Below are 26,676 nucleotides of genomic sequence, written 5' to 3'. Positions count from 1 at the left end.
ACGGGCTGATTGGAAGGTGAATGTAAATTTTCAGGAGCAAAAGCAGCGAATTTATTTTTTCATATGAAGATATTATTATTAGGAAGTGGTGGCAGGGAACACGCCCTGGCATGGAAAATGGCACAGAGCACTTATTGCGAGCAGTTATTTATTGCCCCTGGCAATGCCGGTACTGCACAATATGGCCAGAACCTGGACATCGCTGTTTCGGATTTTGAAAAAATAAAGACCTTTTGTATTGAGAATGCTATCTCCCTGGTAGTACCCGGTTCGGAAGAGCCGCTGGTAAAAGGCATTTACGATTATTTTCAGCAGGATGCCGCTTTACAGCATATCCCGGTGATGGGCCCATCTGCCCTGGGCGCCCAGCTGGAAGGCAGTAAAGCATTTGCAAAGCAGTTCATGCTACGCCATAATATCCCCACTGCCGCTTACCGCGAGTTCAGCGAGGAGAATTATGAAGAAGGCGTGGCTTACCTGCGGGCGCATTCCCTGCCGATAGTACTCAAAGCCGACGGACTGGCAGCGGGTAAAGGAGTGGTGATCCTGAGCGATCATGAAGAAGCAGTGGCAGAGTTTTCACAGATGATCAAAGAAGCGAAGTTTGGCGATGCAAGCAGGAAAGTAGTGGTAGAGCAATTCCTGACAGGGATCGAATTGTCAGTATTTGTACTGACAGACGGCCATTCCTACAAGATATTGCCTACTGCAAAGGATTATAAAAGGATCGGAGAAGGAGATACCGGCCTGAATACCGGTGGTATGGGGGCTGTTTCCCCTGTTCCATTCGCAGGCAAGGCATTTATGGACCTGGTGGAAGAACGCGTTATCCGTCCAACAGTAGCGGGACTTGAAAAAGAGCAGATCGCCTACAACGGGTTTATCTTCTTCGGATTGATCAATGTAGACGGGGAACCGTTTGTTATTGAGTACAACTGTCGTATGGGAGACCCCGAAACCGAGGTGGTGATGCCGAGATTACAGAACGATCTGCTGGAGCTTTTCAAGGCCGTACAGGAAGGAAAGCTTTCCGCACAGACAATTTACGAGGATGCCCGTGTGGCAACAACCGTTATGCTGGTGGCAAAAGGCTACCCTGAAGCATATGAGAAAGGAAAGGTAATCAGCAATATACCGGCGCCTACGCAGGATCAGTTGGTGTTTCAGGCAGGAACGAAGGCTGTTGGAGAGGATATCCTCACCAATGGAGGTCGTGTACTGACTATAACTTCCCTGGCAGCTGATCTGGGCATTGCGTTGACCCACAGCCGGCAAACAGCTGAAATTATTGACTTTGAAGGCAAATATTACAGGAGGGATATTGGTTTCGAGTTCGTGTAGCAGATGTTCATTTGCGCCTTTCACGCCTTGCCGGCGCGAAAAGTGTAGTCTGGACCAGTGTCCCGTTTAAGCATCGGGAAGGGTCGTGGGGACGACCGGAGAGAGGATAACTCATTCATACAGAGTGCACAATTAACACAAGCCATTTTTCGTTTAAGCGTTTTCGAGAGTCATTACTATGCCGGCTGTGTACCTTGCCATTAAATGTTGCAACTTATTAACCGGCTCATCAGATACAACAGATACAATAAATAACATTTTTTAATATTTAGTTGTATTATTGAGAAAACAAACAATTTTTAGATTGTATATTCGTTGGAATTATTCATTTTTGCACACAATAATATTTTGACCATATTTAGCAATGGGGTTCTTTAATTTTTTAACACAGGAAATAGCGATTGACTTAGGTACAGCTAACACGCTGATCATACACAACGACCAGGTGGTGGTGGATGAACCTTCCATTGTAGCTATAGAGCGCGCAAGCGGTAAAATCGTGGCGGTAGGAAAGAAGGCCATGATGATGCACGAGAAGACACACGAGTACCTGCGTACGATCCGTCCCCTGAAAGATGGTGTGATCGCCGACTTTAACGCGGCGGAAGGTATGCTTCGCGAGATGATCAAACTGGTGTATCCCAAAAAGCCCTTATTCTCCCCCAGCTGGCGTATGGTTATCTGCATACCCTCCAGCATCACAGAAGTAGAAAAACGCGCCGTACGTGACTCTGCCGAACAGGCAGGCGCGAAGGAAGTGTTCCTTATACATGAACCTATGGCTGCTGCCTTAGGTATCGGCATTGACGTGGAAGAACCAGTGGGTAACATGATCATCGATATCGGAGGTGGTACCACCGGTATCTCCGTGATCGCCCTGGCAGGTATCGTTTGTGACCAGAGTATCCGTATCGCCGGTGATGAATTCACTGCCGATATCATGGAGGCGCTGCGCCGTTACCATAGCCTGTTGATCGGTGAAAGAACCGCTGAACAGATCAAGATTCAGATCGGTTCTGCACTGAAAGAACTGGATAATCCACCAGATGATGTAGCGGTGAACGGCCGTGACCTGGTAACAGGTATTCCTAAACAGATCATGGTATCTTACCAGGAAGTAGCAGAAGCCCTGGATAAATCTATCTTCAAGATTGAAGAGGCTATCCTGAAGGCACTGGAAACTACACCTCCGGAACTGGCTGCAGATATCTACCGCAGGGGATTGTACCTGACAGGTGGTGGTGCGCTGCTCCGCGGACTGGATAAACGTCTTACTCAAAAGATCAAGCTTCCCGTACACGTTGCTGACGATCCGTTACGCGCCGTGGTTAGGGGTACCGGAATAGCACTGAAACACGTAGGTAAATATCCGTTCTTAATGCAATAATATCGGGAAATGTACAAGGCAGTCCGTAACTGCCTTGTACACTTTCTACCAAGAAAATATATCCTGTGCGTAATCTCATCATTTTCTTTAGGCGCTATTTTAATTTTTTTCTGTTTTTGCTGCTGGAAGTGATTTGCATTGTGCTGGTATTCAAGAACAACGATCTGCAGAAATCAGCCTACCTCAACTCCGCCAATAGTCTCAGCGCCAGGTTATACGAACGTTACAACAATGTGGAGTATTACTTCCACCTGAAAGCTACCAATGATAGCCTGGTGAAAGAAAATGCCCGCCTCCATAATATGTTGCGCACCAGCTTTGACAGCGTTTCCATTAACAATATCGTTAAAGTAGATACTATCCGCCACTACAGCACCGACACCACCCGTAAAGTGATCGGCACTGAAGTACGCCGTTATCTCTATAAGGAAGCAAAAGTGGTGAACAACAGTATCAATAATCCCATCAACTATATTACCATCAGAAGGGGCCGTGCAGACGGTATTAAACCCAATATGGGTGTTGTAGGCCCCAGTGGCGTGGTGGGTGTGGTACGTAGCGTGAACGACAACTACGCAGTCGTGCTCTCCCTGCTCGCGAAAGGCCGCACCTTTGGTTTGAGTGCCCGCTTAAGCTATAGTAAAGAAATGGGTACTGTACGCTGGTATGGTGGCGATGCAGGATATGCAGTGATGGAAGACGTACCTAAGAGCGTAAGACTGATCAAAGGAGATACGGTGGTAACAAGCGGCTACTCTGCATTATTCCCGGAAAATATCCCTATCGGTTACGTGGAGTCTTATACCGTCGCTGATAAATCCAGCACCTCCTATACCATCAGGATCAAACTGGCGACTAATTTTTACAATCTTCAGTATGTGTATGTGATTGATAACTTACTGAAAGAGGAACAACAAGCTTTGGAGGACTCAACCTACAGAACGATTAAATGAGTATACTATTAAGAAATATTATCCGTTTCGTGCTCTTACTGCTTCTGCAGGTATTTGTACTGCAGAATATTCTGTTACACCAGCTGGTAGGTCTTAACCTGTACATGTTGTTCGTATTGTTGCTGCCTTTCAATATGCCCCGTCCTGCACTAATGTTGCTGGCACTGTTGATGGGCCTCGGACTGGACATGTTCATGAACACAATGGGTATGCACGCTGCTGCCTGTGTATTCATTGCTTACCTCCGCCCGTTCATCATCAATGTACTGTCTCCGCAGGGTGGTTTTGAAACAACCCAGAAAACACCTTCCATGACCAGCATGGGAGTGTCCCAATTCCTGACCTATATCGCAATCCTGGTATTCCTGCACAATCTCGTGTATTTCCCGCTGGAAGTATTCAGCTTTGCGAGCTTCTTCTATCTGCTTTTGAAAATCCTTTTGTCAACAGCGGCCAGTATCGTACTGATCGTGTTGTACGAGTTGCTGTTCTTTTCCAGGAAGTAGACGGGGAATTAGTCCAGAGACCATATTTTATGAGATGATTATGTTTTGTTAAAATAAACGATGACAACAGATAGCACAGAACGTAATCTCTAACTTTAGAAAAAATTGAAAGTCATATTATAAAGCAACAGGTCGCTTGCTTCATCTTTCTGCCTGACGGTGGGAGAGGCCGTGAAGTGGCCACATTATTTCAGCGGAAATGTCTGTCTATAATCAGCCCAGGAAAAGAGTAATACAGTTTATCATCCTTGGAATGGTAATAGTAATTATTACCAGGTTGTTCTTTTTGCAGGTAGTGGAAAAGAAATATTCCAAGCTGGCGGATGCCAATGCGGTGCTCCGCAAAGTGGTATACCCCAGCCGTGGTATTATCTATGACCGCAAAGGCAGAAGTATCCTCAGCAATGATGCGATGTATGACCTCGTGGTAACACCGATCAACGTAAAGAACATTGATACGGCTTACATGTGTGAGATCCTCCAGATCGATAAGGAAGAATTCAGAAAACGTATCACCAGCGCTATCATTAAGAACGGTAGCCGTCGTGTATCCGTATTTGCTTCCCTGCTGCCACCCGAAATGTTCGGCCGCCTGCAGGAAAGTATGTATATGTTCCAGCCAGGCTTCGAGCTGGTGCAACGCCAGATCCGCTCCTACCCCTTCAATGCTGCCGCCAACATCCTCGGTTATATCGGAGAGGTATCTCCCCAGATGTTACAGAAACCAGCCTACAGCGCTTATAACCAGGGCGACTACCTGGGTATGACCGGGTTGGAAAGAACGTACGAAAGTGTGTTGATGGGACAACGTGGTATACAATATCTCGTAAAAGATAACCTGAACCGGCCGCAGGGACCTTATGAAAAAGGTGAGTTCGATACTGCTGCGATTGCCGGTAAGAACCTCCGCCTGGCGCTGGACGTCGATCTCCAGGTACTGGGAGAACACCTGATGCGTAATAAGATCGGTAGTATTGTAGCGATCGATCCCCGTACAGGAGGTATCCTGACCATGGTGAGCGCGCCTACCTTCGACCCGAACCTGCTGACAGGCTCTTACCGTGCCCGTAACTTCAGCAGATTATTCGCCGATACGACAAAACCACTCTTTAACCGCGCGATACAGGCTGGTTACCCACCAGGATCTTCCATGAAACCACTTACCGCCCTGATCGGACTGGATGAAGGAGTGATTACACCCAGTTTCGGCTTCCCCTGCTTTGGTGCTTATACTTACTGCGGCCGGGCCATTGCCTGTACGCACCACAATGCAGGGCACGCAGCCAACCTGCGACTGGCCATTGCTAACTCCTGTAACGCATACTTCGTACACCTGTACCGTATGGAGGTGGATGCTGCCAAATGGGGTGGTGTGAAGAAGGGACACCAGAAATGGCATGACTATGTTTCTTCTTTCGGTCTTGGACACAGACTTGGTGTAGATATCCCAGGTGAATCTCCCGGTAAGGCCATTGATACTGCCGGTATGAATAAACTGTACCGCGGTCAATGGAACTCCTGCTCAGAACTGTACGTTGGTATGGGACAGGGTCAGGTAGTAGCTACCCCTATGCAGATGGCGAACGCGATGTGTATTATCGCCAATAAAGGTTATTACTATCTGCCGCATTTCGTGGACAAGATCGATAATGACAATACCGAACTACTGACAAAATTCAGAGAGAAACATACTGTGGCGCACGTATCTGACTCTTCCTATATGCCGGTAATTTATGGTATGGAGGATGTGGTGGAAAGAGGTACGGGTGTATCCGCTAAAATAGAAGGTGAGATCGTATGTGGTAAAACAGGTACGGCTGAGAATAACGCTATCGTGAACGGAAAGCTGACAAAACTGAAGAACCACTCCGTATTTGTGGCTTTCGCCCCAAGGGATAATCCGAAGATCGCTATTGCGGTGATAGTAGAGAACGCTGGTTTCGGTAGTACTTATGCAGCGCCTATCGCGAGCCTGATCATGGAGAAATACCTGCATGATACAATCTCCGTGAAACGTAAGCCACAAATGAAAACATTGCTGGAATACAACACACTGGATCCTGTAGTAAGGGAAAAATCCAAGCTCGACTCATTGAATGGAGCCAGCGCCAAAATGACATCAGACGAGATACTTAAACTTTATTTCCGGGATTAATCAATATGAACCGTCGGCAGCAAATAAAATTGACAGAAGGTATTGACTGGCCTACTATGGGCCTCTACCTGGGGATCGTGTTTGTGGGGTTGTTATCTATCTTCGCGGCTGAGTACAGGGAAGGAGATAACATCTGGAATGATATTCTTCACCTGACTAAAAACTATTCCCGCCAGTTGATGTGGTTGGGTGTATCGGCCGTATTGGCAACGATCATCTGGCTCACAGATAGTAAGTTCTTCACCGCTACCGCCAACCTGTTGTATGCAGGTGGTTTGCTCCTGCTGTTGCTGGTATTGGGCATCGGAAAGGACGTAAAAGGATCGCATTCCTGGCTGGTGCTTGGAGGCTTCCAGTTTCAACCGGCGGAACTGACAAAACTCTGTACCAACCTGGCCCTGGCCAAGTATCTCTCTTCTATAGAAACTGATTTCACCAAACTGCGCTCCAGGCTGATCGCCTCTGCACTGGTACTGATACCTTGCGCGATCATCATTCTTCAATCGGAAACCGGGTTGGCGCTGGTGTATTTCTCCTTCTTCCTGGTGATGTACAGGGAAGGTCTGCCGGGGGTACTGCTGGTGATCGCTTTCTCAGGGATTGTGCTGGTATTGTCTGCCCTGCTTGTTGATAAGAATATCCTCTTTATCATATTCTCCGTCATCACGGTACTGGTGATTTATTTCAGTCGCCGGGAAATAAAGCGTAACCGTTCCAGGTTGGCCCTGATACTGGGTATCTGGGCATTCTGTTCCGTGTTTGTGATGTTTGTGGTGCCTTTTGCTTTCACTAAAGTGCTGAAGGATTACCAGGTACGCCGTATCGAGGTAATGCTGGGCAAGGAGAACGATCCGAAAGCAACTTACAATACCCGTCAGAGTATGATCGCTATCGGATCCGGTGGTTTTATCGGAAAGGGATATCTGAAAGGAACCCAGACCCGCTATGATTTCGTACCGGAACAGAGTACTGACTTTATCTTCTGTACTATAGGTGAAGACTTTGGCTTCCTGGGCTCTCTCATATTTATAGGTCTTTATGTAGCCCTGCTCTTACGGATCATTTTTGTGGCGGAGCGACAGCGATCGACATTCAGTCGGGTGTATGCCTATGGGGTGGCCAGTATAGTCTTTTTCCACATGGCTATTAATATTGCCATGACCATCGGTCTGGCGCCGGTAATCGGAATCCCGCTGCCACTGGTGAGTTACGGTGGTTCGTCCCTGATGACATTCACTATGTTAATTTTTATCATGCTTCGACTGGATGCCGACAGGCAGATGGTATTACGATAGTTGCATATCTTTGGGGAATGGCACGTATTATACCATTATCAGAAGGGGCTTTTACAGTAGACGGGACAAAGAAGTTTATTCCTTTTAATCCTGATACAGATTCAATGCAGCAGCGCTCCGGCGGCTCGCTGTTGGTAGAGATTCAACCATTTTTAGTGATCACAGACCAGGATTATATCCTGCTGGATGCCGGCCTTGGCTATCGTAATGCGGATGGCATTTTACAGATACATCAGCACCTGATCGACAACGGGGTTAACCCGATGGACATCACCAAAGTGCTGATGAGTCATCTACATAAAGATCATTCTGGCGGGATCTCCATTGTAGATCCGGTGACTGGCGAGCGTAGCCTGAGCTTTCCACAGGCCACCTATTATGTGAACAGGCACGAAATGGATTATGCACTTGAACACGACGGGAAATCTTATCATGCAGAAGACGTTCGCATCCTGCGGGAGCGGGACAATGTCATTTTCACAGAGGGAAATGGCTCCATTGACGACTACATTACTTACGAAGTGACCGGCGGGCATTGCCCTTATCATCAGGTCTTTCTTATAGATACCGGCGACGATAAAATATTCTTTGGAGGGGATGAAGCCCCGCAGGTTTCTTATATGAAACGCCGTTTTGCAGCAAAGTATGATTATGACGGAAAGCGGAGTATGGAATTACGCGAGCAGTTCAAGCAGCGTGGCGCCCGCGACGGATGGACTTTTCTCTATTATCATGATACGAAGTTACCCTTCGGAAAACTCTGAGCTGCGCAGCATCAGTATCCGTTTATAGCGGCAGAAATGATGCTGCTGAACGGGGAAGGAAAACTTCGTGAAGTAAGAGCCCATTATAAATAAAAAGAAAAAGGAGCACAGTCTGTGCTCCTTTTTCTTTTTATCGTTTGATACTTATTGTCTGAATCTTCTTGCTCCGGGGCCACCCATGTTTCTGGCCTGCCTGTCTTTCATGGTCCGGATCAGCTGGGTCCGGAACTCCCGTTCTGACCGGAATACAACCCCTGCTTTGGCGGGTGGCAATACCTTTTGAAATTCCTGGCTGTAATGCGTTTTGATATCCAGCATACGGCGTTCATACCCCAGTTCCTTATCATCAGCAGGCGGAGTGTTTGGTTGCGGCATCTTATTCTTCTTACGGCGTTCCGCAATGAGGATTTCAACTTCCTTGGTGTATTGATTATATAGTGGCCAGAATTTCTGTGCTTCGTCTGGGGTAAGGTCTAGTTTTTGAGACAGGTACGCTATTTCCGCGGCGCGGATGCGATCCTTTATCTCTGAGTCGCTGCTACCTTGTTGTGCCTGACTGACCGGAGGGTGGCAAAACAATGATAGCGCGATAAGTATAAATAATGTGTAAAGTTTTTTCATCTCAGTTGTCTGTTAGGCTTTCGTTTAACAAACCGGTGTTGTCTAAATAATGTTGTATGGCTTCTGCTGGTAACTCTTCTACTCCCGGAATCGCGTTATTTTCTTCTACTAATGGTGTATTACTGGTTAGCTCTTCTTTATCAAAAGTGTCTGTATGGGACTGCAGGTATTCCATGATTTCCTGGTCGCTGACATTGGCCAGCGCATTTTCTATGGCGCTGTTGCCGCGGTGGGTGCTCCGCATATAGAACAGGGTACTCACACTTACCAGTGCTATCAGGCAGGCGGCCACAGCCCATTTCATATACCTGCGGGTATTCATTCTGCGGATAACCGGGGTATGGGCAGGTGCCGGTATATCGGCGATGCCAGCCATTACTGTAGTGCTCAGCTGGTCAAAATAACCGGCGGGCACCGATAAAGGCATCGTTTTAGGCATATCCGCCAGCAAGGGTGATAAGGCCGCCAGTTCTTCCTGTACGCTTGTTGCTGAAGTGGCAGTTGTAGTGCCTTCAGTTTCAGCGATGCGAGCCATTATTACTGCGCTCAGCTGGTCAAAGTAACCGGCAGGTGCAGACATGGGGAACACTTTCGGCATATCCGCCAGGACGGAAGAGGTCTCTTCCGTTGCTGGCAGCGTCTGCTGTGCTGCGGTGATATTTTGCAGGACCTGTTGTGACAGTTGCTCGAAATAGCCTTGAGGAACAGATAAAGGGAAAGATTTAGGTACTCCGGCCAGCAGTGGAGAGAGCATTGCCAGCTCTTCCTGTACTTCGGCTGTACGTACCTTTTGCAGGATTTGTCCGGGTAACAGCTCAAAATAACCAGCGGGAACGCCTCCATAAGAGGGGTTCAGCATAGTCCATTGAGCATCAGGGATGATTTCCCGCAGTTCGTTCGCAATATCGTTGTCTCTGGATCTCATACAGTTTTTAGACAGTAGAAGAAAGCAATAGTTTAAACTGGTTGTAGTTTCGTCTCTAAAAAAATGCAATTCACCTCATAAAAGTACGAAGATGTCGCATTTTCAGCTATTACGGATGAACTCTTCAATTTTTTTTACGGCATGATGGTAGGAGGCTTTGAGTGCGCCTTCGGAGGTATCCAGCACCCGGCTCATTTCTTCATAGGGCATCTCGTCGTAATACCTCAGATTAAATACAATTCTTTGCTTTTCAGGTAGTGCCAGAATAGCCTTTTGCAGTTTCCACTCCAGTTTGTTGGGATCGAATTGCGCATCTGCTTTCAGGGTATTGCTAAGACCTGTTTCTACATCTGATAGTGATATTGAATTGTTTTTCTTTTGCTTTTCCAGGAAGGTGAGGCATTCATTCGTGGCTATCTTGTACAACCATGTGTATAACTGGGCATCTTCGCGGAATCCTTCGAGGTTCTTCCAGACCTTTACAAACACATTCTGTAATACATCATTGGCATCGTCATGATCCAGTACCAGTCTTCTGATATGCCAGTAAAGCCTTTCCTGGTATTTCTGGATGATACAGGTAAAACCCTTCTCCTTTGTGGCGGGATCCCTGTACGTTGCCAATAGTGTCTTATCATCCTGATGTATGCTCATTCTAGGTTAAATGGTTTTACATAAAAAAAACCACCTATGAGATGGTTTTTTTTATGTAAAGTTTAATCCGGTACAGTTTATTTCTTCTTTCTTGCTATTGCTTTTTCAGCAGCAGCAACGATATGTTCTGCATCCAGGCCATATTTTTTCAACAGATCCAGTGGTTTACCACTTTCACCGAATGTATCGTTGGTACCTACGTATTCGATAGGAATTGGGTTATGACGAGCCGCTACCTGTGCAATGCTGTCGCCCAGACCTCCCAGTACGTTATGCTCTTCAGCAGTTACAGCGCAACCGGTTTTTTTGATGGAACGCAGTACAGCCTCTTCGTCCAGCGGTTTGATAGTGTGGATATTGATGATCTCAACACTGTAACCTTTTTCTTCCAGGATCTTACCTGCTTCAACAGATAACCATACCATGTGACCGCAGGCAAACAGGGTGATATCTGTTCCTTCGTGTAGTACCTGGGCTTTACCTATTTCGAATTTCTGATCTTCCGGAGTGAAGTTAGGCCATTTCGGACGGCCAAAACGGAGATATACCGGTCCTTCGTAATCGGCTACGGCAATAGTAGCAGCTTTGGTCTGGTTGAAATCGCATGGAACGATTACGGTCATGCCAGGGAGCATTTTCATCATACCGATATCTTCCAGGATCTGGTGGGTAGCACCATCTTCACCAAGTGTTAAACCGGCGTGAGATGCACAGATCTTTACGTTCTTGCCGGAATAGGCAACGGACTGACGGATCTGGTCGTATACACGGCCTGTGGAAAAGTTCGCGAACGTAGTTGTATAAGGGATTTTACCACCGATGGTCATACCGGCGGCTATACCGATCATATTTGCTTCTGCGATACCTACCTGTACAAAGCGGTCTGGAAACTCCTTAATAAAGGCATTCAGTTTCATGGAACCCAACAGGTCTGCGGTCAGCGCTACTACATTCGGATTTTTACGCCCAGCTTCTAATATACCTTCTCCAAAGCCTGCGCGTGTCTCTTTCTCATTTAACGGTTTAATATCTTTTACCATAGCCTTATATTAAGAATTGAGTAGTAAATGTAAGAAATAAACTTTTTAATTGCTAAGAACCCTGTCTCTTAAAGCGACTTCCCACTGCCATGCAGTACGCATCATATCTTCTATGCCGATGTTTGGTTCCCAGCCCAGTGCTTGTTTGGCTTTGGTATTATTGGCATAGATAGCGATCACATCGCCCGGGCGACGGGGCCCCAGTTCATAGTTCAATTTAACACCGGAGATCTTTTCAAAGGCCTTGATGGCTTCCAGAACGGTTACGCCGTTGCCGGTACCCAGGTTGAAGATCTCGCAATTGTCTGTATTCTTCTGGTCCAGCAGGTACTGCAGCGCCCTTGTATGAGCATTGGCAATGTCCATTACATGGATATAATCGCGGATGCAGGAACCATCGCGGGTATCGTAATCATGACCAAACACTGTCAGCTTAGGGATCTTGCCGATAGCTGTCTGGGTAATAACCGGTACGAGGTTGTCCGGGCGGCCCAGCGGCAGTTCTCCGATTAGTGCAGATGGATGGGCGCCTACCGGGTTGAAGTAACGCAGTAATATAGACTGTGTATCATTCACCCTGCTATAGTCCTGGATCATCTGTTCGCCCATTTGTTTGGTACGGGCGTATGGTGATTGTGCTTCTCCCAGCGGAGTGGCTTCTACTACGGGCAGTTCGGTAGCATTGCCATATACGGAGCAGGAAGAGGAGAATACCAGGTTAGGGATATTGAACTCTTTCACACACTTCAGTACATTCACCAGGGAAGCGAGGTTATTATGGAAATAAAGTAAGGGATCAGCTACAGATTCAGGAACTGTTTTGAGCGCTGCAAAGTGGATCACGCCTACGATATCACGGTTTTCGTGGAATACGGCGTGTGTGTCTTCCAGGTTGCAGAGGTCTACCTTATAGTTACGGATCTTTTTGCCTGTGATCTTTTCTATGCCGTCCAGCAATTGTGTGCTGCTGCGGATGTTGCTGTCTACTGAAACTACGTCAAAGCCATTGTTAATCAGATCTACGATAGTGTGCGCGCCGATATAACCACAACCACCGGTAACAAGAACCTTCATATGTGTGTATTTTTTTTGAATGTTTTAGGATTAATTACAATCAGATGTGCAACGGAACCTGGAATTAAGAACCGGGGATTCGAAGCCCCGCAATTGCTGATTTTGAAATTGAGTTACGAATGTACGGTTCCTAACTCTTAATTCTTAATTTTTAATTCCTCAGATTTTATGTTCAATGATCTTTTCCAGGTATTGTCCATAACCGCTTTTCAGCAATGGCTTGGCCAGCGCCTGCAATTGTTCGAGGGAAATAAAGCCCTGTTTATAGGCAATTTCCTCTATACAGGCAATCTTAATACCCTGGCGTTGTTCGATAACCTGCACAAACTGTGAGGCCTGCATCAGGGAGTCGAAGGTACCGGTGTCCAGCCAGGCCGTACCACGGGGCAGGATGGACACTTTCAGTTTTCCGCGGCGCAGGTATTCCCTGTTCACATCAGTGATCTCGTATTCTCCGCGTGGACTTGGTTTTAACGCCGCGGCTATGTTGATCACATCATTGTCGTAAAAGTATAAGCCAGGTACTGCATAACTGCTTTTGGGCTTCTGTGGCTTTTCCTCTATGGATACTGCCTGCATCTTCTCGTCAAATTCTACTACCCCATAGCGTTCCGGATCAGATACCTGGTAGGCGTATACGATGCCTCCGTCTGGTTTCACATTGTTGGCCAGCTGCGTACCGAGACCGGCGCCGTAGAAGATATTATCACCCAGTACCAATGCTACATTGTCGTCGCCGATAAAGTCGCGGCCTATTACAAACGCCTGCGCCAGACCATTAGGCAGTGGCTGTTCGGCATAGCTCAGTTTGAGGCCAAGCTGCTCACCATCACCGAATAATCTTTTGAAAGCGGGCAGATCGTGGGGGGTGGAGATGATCAGGATCTCTTTTATACCGGCCAGCATCAATGTGGAAAGTGGGTAATAAATCATCGGTTTATCATATACCGGCATGATTTGTTTGCTGATGGCATAGGTTATGGGGTGTAAACGCGTCCCGGAACCTCCGGCCAGTATAATACCTTTCATAGCATTTATTATAAGAATGAATAATAGAATAGGTTCTTCAAAAAGCCTTACAAAAATAGGGGGCTCTGTGATAAAAAAAAGGAAAAACTCAAAAAGCAGATGTATATAAAGAGAAAGCCCTCCGGTCATTCCATTGGTAATGGGCGACGCCGGAGGGCTTATTATATTAAGTAGTAATACCGTCTGTTAGAAGAAGAGATTGACTACAAAGTAAACAAGAGCAGCCAGTAATGCACTGATCGGAATGGTCAGTATCCATGCCCAGAGCAGGCTCACTGTTACACCCCAGCGTACCGCGGAGAGACGTTTCGTGGCTCCTACACCGATAATGGAACCGGTAATGGTGTGGGTAGTACTTACGGGAATACCCAGTGTTTCGGTGAGGTAAAGCGTAACGGCACCCGCAGTTTCCGCAGCAACACCTTCCAGCGGAGTTACCTTGGTGATACGGGAACCCATTGTTTTAACGATCTTCCAGCCACCACTCATTGTACCGAGGGCGATGGCAATGAAGCAGGACAATGGCACCCAGTTTGGAACATCTTTCACATCTGCAATAGTACCATGGGCCACCAGCGCCGCAGCGATGATACCCATTACTTTTTGGGCATCGTTACCACCGTGTGCAAGGCTCAGCGCGCCTGAAGACACCAGCTGTAAACGCTTGAACCAGTTTTCAGCCCTGTATGGGTTTGCCTTGCGGCATACGTTCATAATAATAATGGTGATCACAAAAGCTACCAACATCCCTATGAAGGGAGCCAGGGCAATGAAGTAGATGATAGGCATTACCTTGGAATAGTTGATCACATCAAAGGAGCCATGAGCGGCAGCTATGGCTGCGCCGATGAAACCACCGATAAGGGTATGTGAAGAACTGGATGGAATACCATACCACCAGGTCAGCAGGTTCCAGGTAATGGCTGCTATCAGGCCGCAAAGGATCACTTTCAGGGTAATGAACTGCTCAAAAACCGATTTAGCGATCGTATTACCTACCTTAAATTCACCATAAACATATTTGGAAATAAAGAAAGCAGCAAAGTTGAATACTGCGGCCCACAGTACCGCCTGAAAGGGCGTCAGTACTTTTGTGGATACGATGGTAGCTATTGAGTTAGCCGCATCATGGAAACCGTTAATATAATCAAATATGAACGCCAGTATAATGATCGAGACAAGTAAGGTCATTAGAAAGTAGTTTGCATTAAATAGGCAGCGGATATGCGTAATCTATTGATTATGCATATTTTATTATAATTGACTCTATCACATTGGCACAATCTTCACATTTGTCTGTGGCGATTTCCAGGGCCTGGTACAGTTCACGCATTTTCAGCAGTTCTCCTGCATTGTTGGCTTCTTTCTCGAACAGATCTGCGATGGCCATGTCATAAATGTCATCCGCGTGGTTCTCCAGGCTATTGATCTTTACACAGGCATCTGTGATGTTACGCATGTTGGACATGGTACGCAGCTCAGGGATTGCCTTATGCAGCTCCAGGGTACCCTGGTAGATCAGTTCAGCCAGTTTGCGAACACTTTCGTTGATTTCCGTTACCTTATAAAGGTCCAGTCTCTTGGCGGAACCATGGATATAGTCAGCCACATCATCCAGCGTAGCCGCCAGGTGGTGAATGTCTTCACGGTCGAAAGGAGTAATGAAGTTCTGACCCAGTTCCACAAAGATGCGATGAGTGAAATCGTCGTTTTTGTGCTCAAGACGCTCAATCAGATGGGTTTTATCCTTGCGTACCGCCATGTCTGAAGCAGAAACCAGCTCAACCAGCACTTTCCCCATTTCCACCAGGTTGGCGGCTACATCCTCGAATAATGAATAAAAAACCCTGTCTTTTGGTATAAATAACTTTACAAAAGAATTGAAGCCTCCCATACTCTTTGTTTGAAAAATTTGGCGCAAAAATAGCTTTCCGCTGGCAATACCTCCAAGAAAAAATTATCCTTAATGATTCCTTAACACTGGATTAATATAAAAGTAATATAGCAATTTTTTCTTTGTATTGTGAAAAAAGGCTGCTTGTGAAGAGGTTATTCCTACACCTGTGGCCGTTTTCAGCGGACTAATCTATTTTTCACTAAACCTACGCAACTGCCCGGTTTTTTCGGTTTCAATCTTCATAAAAAATGTCTGATAAGCGCCCTCTCGATATCGTTGTTATATCTGATGTACATCTCGGAATTTACGGTTGTCATGCTAAAGAACTGGTCCAGTACCTGGATAGTATCGATCCTAAGATATTGGTACTGAACGGGGATATCATTGATATCTGGCAGTTTAGCAAGCGTTATTTCCCGAAAGCGCATACCAAAGTGATCCGCAGGATCCTGAAAATGACCGGAAAGGGAACTGAAGTATACTATCTGACTGGTAACCACGATGAAGCCCTGCGTAAATATGCCGGTTTCGGACTGGGTAACCTGGTCATCGATAATAAACTGATCCTTGAGGTGGATGGTAAAAAACACTGGTTCTTCCACGGAGACGTTTATGACGTAACGATGAAGAACTCTAAGTGGCTGGCCAAACTGGGTGGAAAGGGGTATGATCTGTTGATAATTATTAATAGGTTGGTTAATAATATCTTAGAGCGTATGGGCAGGGAAAAGATGAGCTTTTCCAAAAAGGTGAAACATGGTGTGAAACAGGCGGTGAAGTTTATTTCTGATTTTGAGCAGGTGGTAGCTGAAATAGCGATCGATAAAGGATTCGATGTGGTGTGCTGCGGGCATATACATCAGCCAATCATTAAGGAAATGGAGCATAACGGTAAAGCCGTTACCTACCTGAACTCCGGAGACTGGGTGGAAAGCCTGACCTCTCTGGAATATACCAATGGTCAGTGGTCCCTCTACCAATACCCCGTATCAAAAACCCGTGTTGTATTACCGGAAGAAGAAGATGAAGCCTCAAATATGCCCTGGGGAGATATTTCCAAGGCAATCAGCTTCCCTCAACAATAGCTCATATATAAATGCTTGTTATTTAACATTTATTTATGATATAATAACAACTGCTTAATATTCACTTAATACTGAGCTATTAAGTTTGTAACATTATAACATTCAGTGATCCGACTGGTAATGCTAACATAAATAGTAAGATGAAAGTATTGAAGTTACATCCTCTAATGACAGTATCACTGTTACAGATGCAGTTTCAGCGACTGCTCTCCTGTAATATTGCTGTTTACATGCGTAATTCTCCGGCCAACGCATTTGATACCCTGGGAGAAGCCGGCTTCCCTGAAGAGATGCTGATTGAATTTCCCATAGATGAAACTTTAAGCCTGAGAGAGTTTGAAGAAGAACTGGAAGATAAATTCAACTTTACACTGGAGCTTTGTAATAAGGACAATAAGCCTTTTACAAATAAAAGCATGCACCTGTTCCAGTTAATCGCTTCTTTATCTGATGGAAGAAAACATAATAATGAATATAACGCGCAGCTAGATATCACACTTGACAGGTTATTGAATAATAACCATCAGGGCCCTCAGCAGATTGCCTGCTAATCCGGATGTTCAGCATTACCGCCCCTAACTTATTTATTATTACTATCCTATGAACCTTGACTATCCTGACACTAACCTAAACGCCTTAACTATTTTTTAATTATTCCTTAACAATTAACATTCTGGTAACCTTCCTGTAACACTGCGGTAACACACCCACGATAGTTTTGCGCGAGTAATTCAATCAACTCAATCAGCTTATATCGTGAAACATTCTTTTGTGTCTGCACTGTTGTGTGTATGCCTTCTTTTGAGCTCCTTCCTTTCCGCGTTTGCTGTAGTAGATAATGGGAAAGTAACAGGTAAAGTAACTGACCAGAAAACTGGTGAAGCCCTAATAGGCGTTACCGTTATTGTACAGGGTACAAGCACTGGCGCAGTTACTGACGTAGAAGGCCGTTATACTTTAAATCTCGCTCCCGGTACTTACACACTGGAGTTTAAATACATGGGTTACCAGACCAAAGCAGTAAGCGAAGTGGTGATAAAACCAGGCGCTCCCACTGTGTTGCCTGTTATCATGGATGAACCTAAATCAAAAGAACTGAAAGAAGTAGTGATCAAAGGTTCTTTCAAACAGGAAACGATCAATGCTTTATATGTTGCCCAGAAGAATAACGTAGCTGTATCCAGCGGCATTTCTGCAGAGCAGATCAAGGCGTCTCCTGATAAAAATACCGGTGAGGTATTAAAGCGTGTAAGCGGTGCAAGTATTCAGGATAATAAATTCGTAGTAGTACGCGGTTTAACAGACCGTTACAACAACGCTACTATGAATAATGTACTGTTGCCAAGTACAGAGCCTGACAGAAAATCTTTCTCTTTTGATATTATCCCTTCTGGTCTGATCGATAACATGGTGATCAACAAAACTGCTACGCCAGATAAACCTGGTGACTTTGCAGGTGGTCTGATCCAGGTAAATACAAAAGATTTTCCTGAAGAGAAATTTGTAACAGCTTCTGTTGGTATGTCAGTAAATACACTGTCTACCTTTAAAGATGCACAATCGGGCATGAGAAGTGGTGGTGATTACTGGACATTTGGTAACAGCACAAGAAAACTGCCTTCCGGAGTTCCCGCTACTGCTGAAGATTTTAATAATGTATCAGGAAAAGCACAGGATGATCTGAACAAGTCTTTTAATAATAACTGGAAAATAAGCAAGACGACTGTTGCTCCTGGTACCAGCTTACAGCTGACAACAGGTAATACTAAATACTATGGCGAGCGTAAGCTGGGTTATATCTTCTCTGTTACCCACACACATAGTGAACGTAATGAGTTTGCAGAACGTAATGACTATGATATAGACAACCATGTTTATAAACGTCATAACATTGATACCAGCAATAAATATTCAAGTGCTCTCGGTGCTGTAGCAAACTTTGCATACAGCTACAAGAACAGCAAGATCTCTTTCAAGAACCTGTATAACCGTATTCTTGATAATAATACTGTACTGCGTCAGGTGGCTACTGATCCCAATCCTCCGTTCCACTATCTGTCACAGTCTTACCTCTTGAACCTGGTGCAACGTTATATCCTGTCGTCTACTTTACAGGGTGAACATGGGTTGGGCAATAACAGAAGATTAGAATGGATGGTGAACTACTCTAACACCAACCGTCAGGAGCCAGACATCCGCATTTCGAACTATACAGATAGTCATGCTATCATCAATCAGCCGGTAAATGGTGGTTCTTCCCGTGCTTTCTTCAAAGTGAACGATGATATCTTCAATGGTGGTGCTTCCTATCAGTTTCCGCTGCTGAAAGATAACAAAGACCATTCTCTGAAGATCGGTGCCTTTGAACAATACAGAAAACGCTTCTCCAGCTATAGACCATTATCATATCAATCTGCACCTGGATTTCCATATGATAAGCTGACTGCAAGGCCTTATGAATTATTCTCTAATGAGAACCTTGGTAGCAATGGCATTTATCTGTTAGATAATACTTCACCATCCGGTATATACGATGCAAAATCTAATCTGACTGCAGGATACTTCATGTTCGATAACTTTATTACAAAGCAGTTAAGAGTAATATGGGGTCTGCGTTATGAGTCTTACAATCAGCAGCTGAAGCCGAAAACCACTGTAGGTTCAGGATCTTATACAACAGATACTACTTACAGCAGCTTCCTGCCATCTGCTAACTTCGTATATGCACTGTCTGATAAATCAAATCTGAGGCTATCATATTCCAACACCGTTGCAAGACCAGAATTCAGAGAAATAGCCTCTTTCAGCTTCTTCGATTTCCAGAACACGGCTGCAGTTTTCGGTAATCCAAAACTGAAACAGACACGTATCAGCAACATCGACCTGCGTTATGAATTGTATCCGGCAGCCGGAGAAACCTTTGCAGTAGCTGTTTTTTATAAAAAATTCAAGAATCCTATTTCTGAGTCCTGGTACAGTCTCGATAACAACGATCGTACTTATATTAACCTGGATGATGCAAATACTTTCGGGGCAGAACTGGAAGTGCGTAAGAACCTTGAGTTGGCTTTGGGCAACTGGGGAAAGAATTCATATGTTTTCGCAAACGGAGCATATATCCATTCTTCTATCAGGAATCCTAACCAGACAGTGCGTAACATCAACGGTGAAACAAGACGTATGCCTGGTCAGTCTCCTTACCTGATCAATGCCGGTTTGCAGATCAATAATCCTAATAATGATATGGGTGTAACTGTTCTGTATAACAGGATAGGCCCAAGGATCACTATCGTAGGAGATGATAGCAGCAACAAGCTGGATATCTTTGAGAATTCAAGGAACCTGCTCGATCTGCAACTCAGCAAACGTCTGTTTAAGAAGGCCGCGGAAATCAAACTGAACATCTCTGATATTTTGAATAACCCGTATCTGTTATATCAGAACAAAGACAGCAAGAAGAGCTATTCTAAAGGCACAGACTATGTATTTTATTCTTACAAATATGGGACAAACTTCTCATTGAGTTTCTCTTACACATTCCATTAATAAGTTGATCATTTAGTAACACACAGCTAATATTCCTATAACATTTAATCTATTTTTTTGGTAAAAATTAATTTCAATTCTATGAGAAAAATGAAAACATCGGTTATGCTTATGGCGGCTGCGCTGGCTACAACCTTCGTAGCTTGTAAAGACGATGATAAAGTAAATCCAACGCCGGATAAACCGAAAGCAACCGTTGAATTAAAAGGTAAAATTTCTGCCAACAGAACTCTTTCAAAAGATACTATCTACCTGATGAAGGAATATGTGTACGTTGTAAACAACTCTACACTGACTATCGAACCAGGTACAACCATTCTCGGTGGAACTGTAACCACTACTACAGGTGGTACACTGATCATCACTGCTGGTTCTAAGCTGATTGCTAAAGGTACTGCAGATGCTCCGATCGTATTCACTTCTGCCAAAGCTCCTGGTGCACGTAAGAAAGGTGACTGGGGTGGTATCATCCTGTTAGGTAAAGGAAGCACAAACAGAGGTGCTGATAAAAGAAACGTAGAAGGTTTACAGGAAGTTGATGCAACTGTTAGCCTGACCTACGGTAACCCAACTGGTGCTACTCAGGGTGATGACAACGACAACTCTGGTATTCTCCAGTATGTTAGGGTTGAATTTGGTGGTATCGCACTGTCCAGCACTCCTGATAGTGAAGTGAACGGTGTTACTTTCTACGCTGTTGGTGGTGGTACTACAGTTGACCACGTACAGGTTAGCTACTCTGGCGATGATGCTTTCGAGTGGTTCGGTGGTAATGTAAACTGTAAATACCTGGTTGCAATGGGCACACTGGATGATAACTTCGATATGGACAGCGGTTTCAGAGGTAAACTGCAGTTCTGCGTGGCATTACAGGATCCGGCTGCTTCTGACGTAGTAAGTCTGTCAAATGGTCTGGAAGTTGATAACTTGAATGGTGCTAACGGTAGCACTCCATTCACTCACCCAATCATCTCTAACCTGACTATCGTTGGGCCTGGTACTGCTACTGGTAGCGGCGATTATTTCTATGCTGGTGCAAGATGGAGAAGAGGTGCTACTTTCACTGTAGCTAACTCTGTATTCTCTGGCGATCCGGTTGCTATTGATGTTGAAAGTAAAGTTGCTCAGGACTCTGTTGCTGCTGGTAACTCTAAAATCACCAACTCTGTATTCCAGGTTGCAGGTGTAAGCCCAATTACTGGTCAGCGTGGTGCTGGTGCTAGTGCTATCGGTCCTGTATTCTTTGATGCAGATACAAAAGATGCAAGCTACCTGACAGGTGCCAACATCCTGAGCCTGATTGTGACTGCTACCAGCAAGAACGATACATTGAAAGCGCTGACTGATGTATTCGCTAAAGTTCCGGCTGCTGCTTCTTACAAAGCTACTAACACTGAATTCGCACTGAAAACTGCAAAAGCTGCAGTATGGGGTACTGATTTCGATGCTTTCTTCGATAAAGTTAACTACGTAGGTGCGGTAGATCCTGCTAATCCCTGGACTAAACAATCCTGGATCAACTGGTCTCCAAACGAAACTGTTTACGTAAAAGAGTAATCTTTGTATATAACTGTTTATCAGGAGGGATGGACTTATGTCTATCCCTCTTTTTTGTTGATACCCTACGTTGTATGATATACGCTATCTTCTCTTTGAGTGCGCTTAACGATTTCTTAATATTCCCTTTGATTGGGATACGCTATCTTATCTAACGATATACCCTAATTATTTTGTTAACTTTTTAATTGAGCCCTCAATGAAAATCACATCTTCGCTATTCGGAATAGCGCTGCTACTTTCAATTTGTTTTGTTGCCTGTAAGAAGAATGACATCTCTCAGCCAGCAACTCCCAAAGAAAACCAGGACCCTATTGATGAGAAGTATCTCGCCAAGATTGAGAAACTAGGATTTAAAAGATCTTCTGTAAAATGCTATGATTCAGTTTTTGTTGTAGAAAACGATATCATAATTGCAAAGAAATTCCTGGACACATTCCGTATTCCTGTAGTAAATCCCAATGACCGTCATGCTCACAGCGATCAATCATTATCCTTTAACAACATCAGGATATATGCTTCAGACGCATGGTGGTCTAATGCTACTTATTACTCTGCTTTGAACAGGGCAGTTTATGAGTGGAACGCGGCAGGCTCGAATCTTAATTTTCATATCTTGTTCCAAACCGATCAGGGAATTGACTGGAACCTTATTTTTACCTCCCTACCAGGAACTACACTGGCATCGGCTGACTTCCCCGGAGTACCGGATCTGAACGGTGTGCCAGGTTATAATATACTTGTCAATCAGAACTATATTAATGCATTGGGTTTAACCAGTAACCAGATCAGCTGGATATTGACCCATGAAATGGGCCATATGTTGGGATTACGCCACACTGACTGGGATATTAACGGGGAACCTAACAGCCAGGATGGTTTATGGGTCGGAGGAAACTATTTCCCCAACATTACGGTACATGATCCTAGTTCTGTTATGATGGCAGTATTCAATCGCAACACCAATAATGGTAATGTACTGTTAAGCTCTTATGACAAGTTAGCGGTAAATACATTATATCCGCTTAACTGTAATTTACAGACGTACATTAACCGGTCTTCCGTAGAATCTTCCGGTTCTGCTTCCGGTACACTGTATCCTTCATACAGAGGACCTGTTAGTCTTGTAGAATGGCAGATCACCAACAGTGCCACCGGTTATAATTATACTTCGACTGATTCTGACATAGAGTTCCAGGTACCTAGCTTGGCGCCCGGTACTTATGTGTTCAGGACCAGGATTACTACACCTACCTGTGTAAGCAGTTGGGCAAGCAAGACAATTACTATTCAATAGGCGCAGTAACAGCGGGTACCATCACAGTGCCCGCTGTTCTGCTTATATAGACTATACGTAAGGGATTTGCTCTTTCATTTCTTCCGCTTCATGGATCGCCTTGACGGTTTTAGTCAGCGCATCAGGCGTTACTGAAATACTGTCGATACCTTGTTCTACGAGGAACTTTGTGAAGTCAGGGAAATCAGATGGACCCTGACCGCAGATGCCCACTTTCACATGTTGTTTCTTGGCCGCTGTAATCAGCATACTGATCATCCTTAATACTGCCGGATTGCGTTCATTATATAAGCCCGCAATCAGGGCAGAGTCGCGATCCAGGCCCAGTGTAAGCTGGGTAAGGTCGTTGGAGCCAATGGAGAAGCCATCTATATGTGCGGCAAATTCTTCCGCCATCATGATATTGGATGGTATTTCTGCCATTAGGTATACTTCCAGCCCGTTCCGGCCCCTTTCTATACCATACTGCTTCATGGTATCGAGCACCATCAGCAGTTCATCTACTGTTCTGCAGAAAGGGATCATCACTACTACATTCTTCAGGCCCATTTCTTCTCTTACTTTCTTGATGGCCTTACATTCCAATGCAAAGGCTGCTTTGTATTTCTCAGAGTAATACCGTGATGCGCCGCGCCAGCCGATCATCGGATTCTCCTCTTCCGGTTCGAAATATTTTCCACCTAAGAGATTGTAGTATTCATTGCTCTTGAAATCTGAGAACCGTACAATGACTTTACCCGGGTGGAATGCAGCTGCAATCTTTGCAATACCATAAGCAAGCTTCTGCACGAAGTAAGCTTCTTCATCATCGTACCCTCTGATCAGCTGCATGATATCGGCAGTCAGACTTGCATCGTTCAATGACTTGTGATGCAGCAACGCAAGGGGATGAACTTTTATGTAGTTGTTGATGATGAATTCCTCTCTGGCCAGTCCTACACCTTTGTTAGGCAGATGTGAGAACTGGAAAGCCATAGCGGGCGACGCCACGTTCAGCATCAGCGCTGTTTTGATCTCAGGTAGTTCCCGCAGGTCAAGGGAGGTTTCTTTGAATGGCACCAGGCCTTCATAGATAATGCCTTCATCTCCTTCCGCACAGCTGATCGTAATATCCTGTCCGGTAGATAGTATTTCTGTTGCATTACCACAGCCAACGATAGCAGGGATACCCATCTCTCTGGCTACAATGGCTGCATGACATGTTCTGCCACCTTTATTGGTGACAATGGCCGCCGCCATTTTCATGATAGGTTCCCAGTCAGGGTCGGTCATGTCTGTTACCAGTACATCACCGGCTTTGAATTCGGTACCTTCTGTAACACGTTTGTCCAGGGAAAACAGGATATTAACCTTTCCGGAGGCGATCTTATCTCCTACCGCTATCCCTTTCAACAGCGGCGTGGTTTTGCTTTCAATGGCGTATGAGGTAATAGTGTGATGTTCCTTCTGGGAATGGATGGTTTCCGGACGAGCCTGTACGATGAACAATTCATTGCTCAATCCATCCAGTGCCCACTCGATATCCATGGGACACCATTTACCTTTTAACTGCGTATAGTAGTCTTCTATTTTACATACCCATTCCGCCAGTTGCATAATCTGTTTGTCTCTCAGGCAGAACCGCTGTTGGTTGCCTCTTTCAACAGGTATTACTTTTGTACGCTGGTCGTTGCTTTCCCCATAGATCATCATCTTGTCTTTGATGCCCAGGCGCTTCTCAATAATAGGTGTAAACTTACCATTGAGCGCGGGTTTGAACACGATAAACTCATCGGGGGATACTGCTCCCTGTACGACCATTTCTCCCAGGCCGAATGCCCCGTTGATCACCACGACATCTTTAAACCCGGATTCTGTATCCAGTGAAAAGGCTACGCCTGCAGCGCCAAGGTCGGAGCGTACCATTTTCTGTACACACACTGACAGACCTATGCTGAAATGGTCGTATCCAAAGTTCTGACGGTAGCTGATGGCCCTGTCTGTAAAAAGGGAGGCAAAGCAGTTACGCACTGCATCAATAAGTGCGGCAGGACCACGTACATTCAGATAGGTTTCCTGCTGACCGGCAAAGGATGCGTCTGGTAAGTCTTCAGTAGTAGCGGAAGAACGCACAGCTACATCAGTGATATCCTGACCATATTCCCTTGACAGGTCCATATAAGCACTGATAATCTCAGTGCTGAGTTCATGGGGAAATTTGGTGTTGCTGATGGCCTGCCTGATCCGCTGGCCTGCCCGGCGTAATGTAACCAGTGAGTCGAAATCAATGCCTTCGATCTGTTCCCGAATATACTCTTCCAGGCCACTATGGCGCAGGAATTGATAATAGGCAGTAGTTGTAATGGCGAATCCGGAGGGGATATTAATGCCTGCTTTTGAAAGGTTGGCAATCATTTCCCCTAACGAGGCGCATTTTCCACCTACGATAGGGATATCCTCCAGGCCTAATGCCTGTAGAGGAATTACAATTCTTGTTTCCATCAATGAGATAAATTTTGGTGTATGATAGTTGGCGCGTCAGGATAAAGGTCATGATTATTGTAAACAGAAATGCAGATGGCTGCTAAAGGCGAAAACAAATCTATAAAGGGCTGTAAATCATGATTTTTTTTCTGAAGTAGTGTCTTTATTCTATGTACTTTTAGTAAAATATTCCCCAATGCATTTCACGTTAGATGAAACCGACCTGCATATACTGGATCTGTTACAGGAAGACGCTCGTCTCACCAATAAAGAAATAGCGGCCAGACTGGGAAAATCAGTGACCTCCATTTTTGAAAGAATAAAGCGGCTGGAATGTGAAGGATATATAAAAGGGTATGTAGCTATCCTGGACAGGAAGAGGATGGGTAAACATGTGACTGCCTTCGCCAATATAACGCTGAAGGAACACGGCCACGATGTATTCCTGCTGTTTGAATCAAAGGTGAACGCTTTCCCGGAAGTAATGGAATGTTATAAGATCAACGGACCTTATGATTATCTGCTGAAAGTAATGGTAGCAGATCTGGAAGAATACGAGCTATTTATTACCAATAAACTCTCCCGGCTGGATGCTATCAGCCGGATCAACAGTCTTTTTGTAATAGCGGAACCTAAACACGAAACTGCCCTGTCATTTAACACAGGGCAGATCATCAAAACAACAAAGCCTGGAAAAAAAGATGAGGGGGCTACAGGCGGCAGTTGATGCCACAGTACAGTATATAGATCAGGCTTTAGGAATTACTTTCATATGCAGGAGATTCCGTATGTAAAACGGTATCGCAAGAAGAAAGGTTACATTAGGAAAAACTTAACACACTTGATCTTGAAAGTTAATATTGCGGTAACACTCTCTTAACACACGATTTTTATTTTTGAAATAATGCGAACAAAATGGAAACCTATTGCGAATTCCCTCCTTTTGTTTCTGCATGCTGATAAGCTTGTATGAATAGAACATTGTCTGCTTCGTAACTCATGCTTCCTGTATCTATGCCTGGAAAACGAGTAGGAAATCAACAAGCCCAACAGAAAATATTACTCACATAGTTTAATGGCTTATCCA

General features: G+C 45.0%; 22 protein-coding genes. 13 read left to right on the top strand and 9 right to left on the bottom strand.

All coding sequences use genetic code 11. The features are described 5' to 3' along the window. Window positions 1–63 precede the first annotated feature (63 nt). From purD to BLR32_RS03330, 7 genes are all read left to right on the top strand, one after another. Window positions 64–1,341: a phosphoribosylamine--glycine ligase gene (gene purD / locus BLR32_RS03360; protein ID WP_089828817.1), complete on the top strand. Its 1,278-nt coding sequence runs from the start codon at window positions 64–66 to the stop codon at window positions 1,339–1,341. A gap of 364 nt (window positions 1,342–1,705) precedes the next feature. Further along, window positions 1,706–2,728, top strand: a complete 1,023-nt coding sequence (locus tag BLR32_RS03355; RefSeq protein ID WP_012787871.1) for a rod shape-determining protein — start codon at window positions 1,706–1,708, stop codon at window positions 2,726–2,728. A gap of 65 nt (window positions 2,729–2,793) precedes the next feature. Further along, a complete protein-coding gene (gene mreC / locus BLR32_RS03350) occupies window positions 2,794–3,681 on the top strand; it encodes a rod shape-determining protein MreC (RefSeq protein WP_176842150.1) in 888 nt (295 codons plus the stop codon). Continuing rightward, a complete protein-coding gene (locus BLR32_RS03345) occupies window positions 3,678–4,187 on the top strand; it encodes a hypothetical protein (protein WP_089828815.1) in 510 nt (169 codons plus the stop codon). Before mreC ends, BLR32_RS03345 begins: the two co-directional genes overlap by 4 nt. Before the next feature lie 199 nt (window positions 4,188–4,386). Then, window positions 4,387–6,342 (top strand): penicillin-binding protein 2, encoded by a 1,956-nt coding sequence (mrdA, locus tag BLR32_RS03340; protein ID WP_089828814.1) that lies wholly within the window; start codon window positions 4,387–4,389, stop codon window positions 6,340–6,342. 5 nt (window positions 6,343–6,347) lie between these two features. Next, window positions 6,348–7,637, top strand: a complete 1,290-nt coding sequence (gene rodA / locus BLR32_RS03335; RefSeq protein WP_089828813.1) for a rod shape-determining protein RodA — start codon at window positions 6,348–6,350, stop codon at window positions 7,635–7,637. Window positions 7,638–7,654: 17 nt separating this feature from the next. Then, on the top strand, window positions 7,655–8,401 hold the full coding sequence (locus BLR32_RS03330) for an MBL fold metallo-hydrolase (protein ID WP_245705340.1): 747 nt from the start codon (window positions 7,655–7,657) through the stop codon (window positions 8,399–8,401). A gap of 144 nt (window positions 8,402–8,545) precedes the next feature. Here BLR32_RS03330 and BLR32_RS03325 read toward each other — a convergent pair whose 3' ends face one another. The 8 genes from BLR32_RS03325 to BLR32_RS03290 all read right to left on the bottom strand — a co-directional run bounded on the left by BLR32_RS03325 (window position 8,546) and on the right by BLR32_RS03290 (window position 15,638). Continuing rightward, complete coding sequence (locus BLR32_RS03325) at window positions 8,546–9,022, bottom strand: hypothetical protein (RefSeq protein WP_089828812.1); 477 nt, start codon at window positions 9,020–9,022, stop codon at window positions 8,546–8,548. Window position 9,023: 1 nt separating this feature from the next. Further along, entirely contained in the window at window positions 9,024–9,947 is a 924-nt protein-coding gene (locus BLR32_RS03320) for a hypothetical protein (protein ID WP_089828811.1), read from the bottom strand. A gap of 102 nt (window positions 9,948–10,049) precedes the next feature. Then, window positions 10,050–10,601 (bottom strand): RNA polymerase sigma factor, encoded by a 552-nt coding sequence (locus tag BLR32_RS03315; protein WP_089828810.1) that lies wholly within the window; start codon window positions 10,599–10,601, stop codon window positions 10,050–10,052. 77 nt (window positions 10,602–10,678) lie between these two features. Further along, window positions 10,679–11,641: a transketolase family protein gene (locus tag BLR32_RS03310; protein ID WP_089828809.1), complete on the bottom strand. Its 963-nt coding sequence runs from the start codon at window positions 11,639–11,641 to the stop codon at window positions 10,679–10,681. Window positions 11,642–11,686: 45 nt separating this feature from the next. Next, entirely contained in the window at window positions 11,687–12,715 is a 1,029-nt protein-coding gene (gene galE / locus BLR32_RS03305) for a UDP-glucose 4-epimerase GalE (protein WP_089828808.1), read from the bottom strand. A 159-nt stretch (window positions 12,716–12,874) separates the two neighbouring features. Then, window positions 12,875–13,744, bottom strand: coding sequence for a glucose-1-phosphate thymidylyltransferase RfbA (gene rfbA, locus BLR32_RS03300; RefSeq protein ID WP_089828807.1), 870 nt, complete (start codon window positions 13,742–13,744; stop codon window positions 12,875–12,877). Between the two features lie 186 nt (window positions 13,745–13,930). Beyond that, window positions 13,931–14,935: an inorganic phosphate transporter gene (locus tag BLR32_RS03295; RefSeq protein ID WP_089828806.1), complete on the bottom strand. Its 1,005-nt coding sequence runs from the start codon at window positions 14,933–14,935 to the stop codon at window positions 13,931–13,933. A gap of 49 nt (window positions 14,936–14,984) precedes the next feature. Continuing rightward, entirely contained in the window at window positions 14,985–15,638 is a 654-nt protein-coding gene (locus BLR32_RS03290) for a DUF47 domain-containing protein (protein WP_089828805.1), read from the bottom strand. A 251-nt stretch (window positions 15,639–15,889) separates the two neighbouring features. On the opposite strand from BLR32_RS03290, the gene BLR32_RS03285 reads away from it, so the two are divergent. From BLR32_RS03285 to BLR32_RS03265, 5 genes are all read left to right on the top strand, one after another. Beyond that, complete coding sequence (locus BLR32_RS03285) at window positions 15,890–16,726, top strand: UDP-2,3-diacylglucosamine diphosphatase (protein WP_089828804.1); 837 nt, start codon at window positions 15,890–15,892, stop codon at window positions 16,724–16,726. A gap of 140 nt (window positions 16,727–16,866) precedes the next feature. Further along, a complete protein-coding gene (locus BLR32_RS03280) occupies window positions 16,867–17,277 on the top strand; it encodes a hypothetical protein (RefSeq protein ID WP_143011347.1) in 411 nt (136 codons plus the stop codon). Between the two features lie 205 nt (window positions 17,278–17,482). Further along, on the top strand, window positions 17,483–20,272 hold the full coding sequence (locus BLR32_RS03275) for a TonB-dependent receptor (protein ID WP_089828802.1): 2,790 nt from the start codon (window positions 17,483–17,485) through the stop codon (window positions 20,270–20,272). An 81-nt stretch (window positions 20,273–20,353) separates the two neighbouring features. Further along, window positions 20,354–21,829 (top strand): cell shape-determining protein MreB, encoded by a 1,476-nt coding sequence (locus tag BLR32_RS03270; RefSeq protein ID WP_143011346.1) that lies wholly within the window; start codon window positions 20,354–20,356, stop codon window positions 21,827–21,829. Between the two features lie 199 nt (window positions 21,830–22,028). Then, complete coding sequence (locus tag BLR32_RS03265) at window positions 22,029–23,126, top strand: M57 family metalloprotease (protein ID WP_089828800.1); 1,098 nt, start codon at window positions 22,029–22,031, stop codon at window positions 23,124–23,126. 51 nt (window positions 23,127–23,177) lie between these two features. On the opposite strand, the gene ppsA is transcribed toward BLR32_RS03265, so the two are convergent. Then, window positions 23,178–25,607, bottom strand: coding sequence for a phosphoenolpyruvate synthase (ppsA, locus tag BLR32_RS03260; RefSeq protein ID WP_089828799.1), 2,430 nt, complete (start codon window positions 25,605–25,607; stop codon window positions 23,178–23,180). A gap of 178 nt (window positions 25,608–25,785) precedes the next feature. Between ppsA and BLR32_RS03255 the strand changes: the two genes are divergently transcribed. Beyond that, entirely contained in the window at window positions 25,786–26,316 is a 531-nt protein-coding gene (locus BLR32_RS03255; RefSeq protein ID WP_089828798.1) for an Lrp/AsnC family transcriptional regulator, read from the top strand. Window positions 26,317–26,676 lie beyond the last annotated feature (360 nt).

Source organism: Chitinophaga filiformis (assembly GCF_900102545.1).
In the GTDB taxonomy this organism is placed as follows: Bacteria; Bacteroidota; Bacteroidia; order Chitinophagales; family Chitinophagaceae; genus Chitinophaga; species Chitinophaga filiformis.
Note: the sequence above shows the minus strand (reverse complement) of the source record. Positions and strands in the feature narration are given on the sequence as shown.

Coding starts and splice junctions, on each gene's coding strand:
- purD (WP_089828817.1), top strand. CDS start 64: ATGAAGATATTATTATTAGGAAGTGGTGGCAGGGAACACGCCCTGGCA.
- BLR32_RS03355 (WP_012787871.1), top strand. CDS start 1,706: ATGGGGTTCTTTAATTTTTTAACACAGGAAATAGCGATTGACTTAGGT.
- BLR32_RS03345 (WP_089828815.1), top strand. CDS start 3,678: ATGAGTATACTATTAAGAAATATTATCCGTTTCGTGCTCTTACTGCTT.
- mrdA (WP_089828814.1), top strand. CDS start 4,387: ATGTCTGTCTATAATCAGCCCAGGAAAAGAGTAATACAGTTTATCATC.
- rodA (WP_089828813.1), top strand. CDS start 6,348: ATGAACCGTCGGCAGCAAATAAAATTGACAGAAGGTATTGACTGGCCT.
- BLR32_RS03330 (WP_245705340.1), top strand. CDS start 7,655: ATGGCACGTATTATACCATTATCAGAAGGGGCTTTTACAGTAGACGGG.
- BLR32_RS03325 (WP_089828812.1), bottom strand. CDS start 9,022: ATGAAAAAACTTTACACATTATTTATACTTATCGCGCTATCATTGTTT.
- BLR32_RS03320 (WP_089828811.1), bottom strand. CDS start 9,947: ATGAGATCCAGAGACAACGATATTGCGAACGAACTGCGGGAAATCATC.
- BLR32_RS03315 (WP_089828810.1), bottom strand. CDS start 10,601: ATGAGCATACATCAGGATGATAAGACACTATTGGCAACGTACAGGGAT.
- BLR32_RS03310 (WP_089828809.1), bottom strand. CDS start 11,641: ATGGTAAAAGATATTAAACCGTTAAATGAGAAAGAGACACGCGCAGGC.
- galE (WP_089828808.1), bottom strand. CDS start 12,715: ATGAAGGTTCTTGTTACCGGTGGTTGTGGTTATATCGGCGCGCACACT.
- rfbA (WP_089828807.1), bottom strand. CDS start 13,744: ATGAAAGGTATTATACTGGCCGGAGGTTCCGGGACGCGTTTACACCCC.
- BLR32_RS03295 (WP_089828806.1), bottom strand. CDS start 14,935: ATGACCTTACTTGTCTCGATCATTATACTGGCGTTCATATTTGATTAT.
- BLR32_RS03290 (WP_089828805.1), bottom strand. CDS start 15,638: ATGGGAGGCTTCAATTCTTTTGTAAAGTTATTTATACCAAAAGACAGG.
- BLR32_RS03285 (WP_089828804.1), top strand. CDS start 15,890: ATGTCTGATAAGCGCCCTCTCGATATCGTTGTTATATCTGATGTACAT.
- BLR32_RS03280 (WP_143011347.1), top strand. CDS start 16,867: ATGAAAGTATTGAAGTTACATCCTCTAATGACAGTATCACTGTTACAG.
- BLR32_RS03270 (WP_143011346.1), top strand. CDS start 20,354: ATGAGAAAAATGAAAACATCGGTTATGCTTATGGCGGCTGCGCTGGCT.
- BLR32_RS03265 (WP_089828800.1), top strand. CDS start 22,029: ATGAAAATCACATCTTCGCTATTCGGAATAGCGCTGCTACTTTCAATT.
- ppsA (WP_089828799.1), bottom strand. CDS start 25,607: ATGGAAACAAGAATTGTAATTCCTCTACAGGCATTAGGCCTGGAGGAT.
- BLR32_RS03255 (WP_089828798.1), top strand. CDS start 25,786: ATGCATTTCACGTTAGATGAAACCGACCTGCATATACTGGATCTGTTA.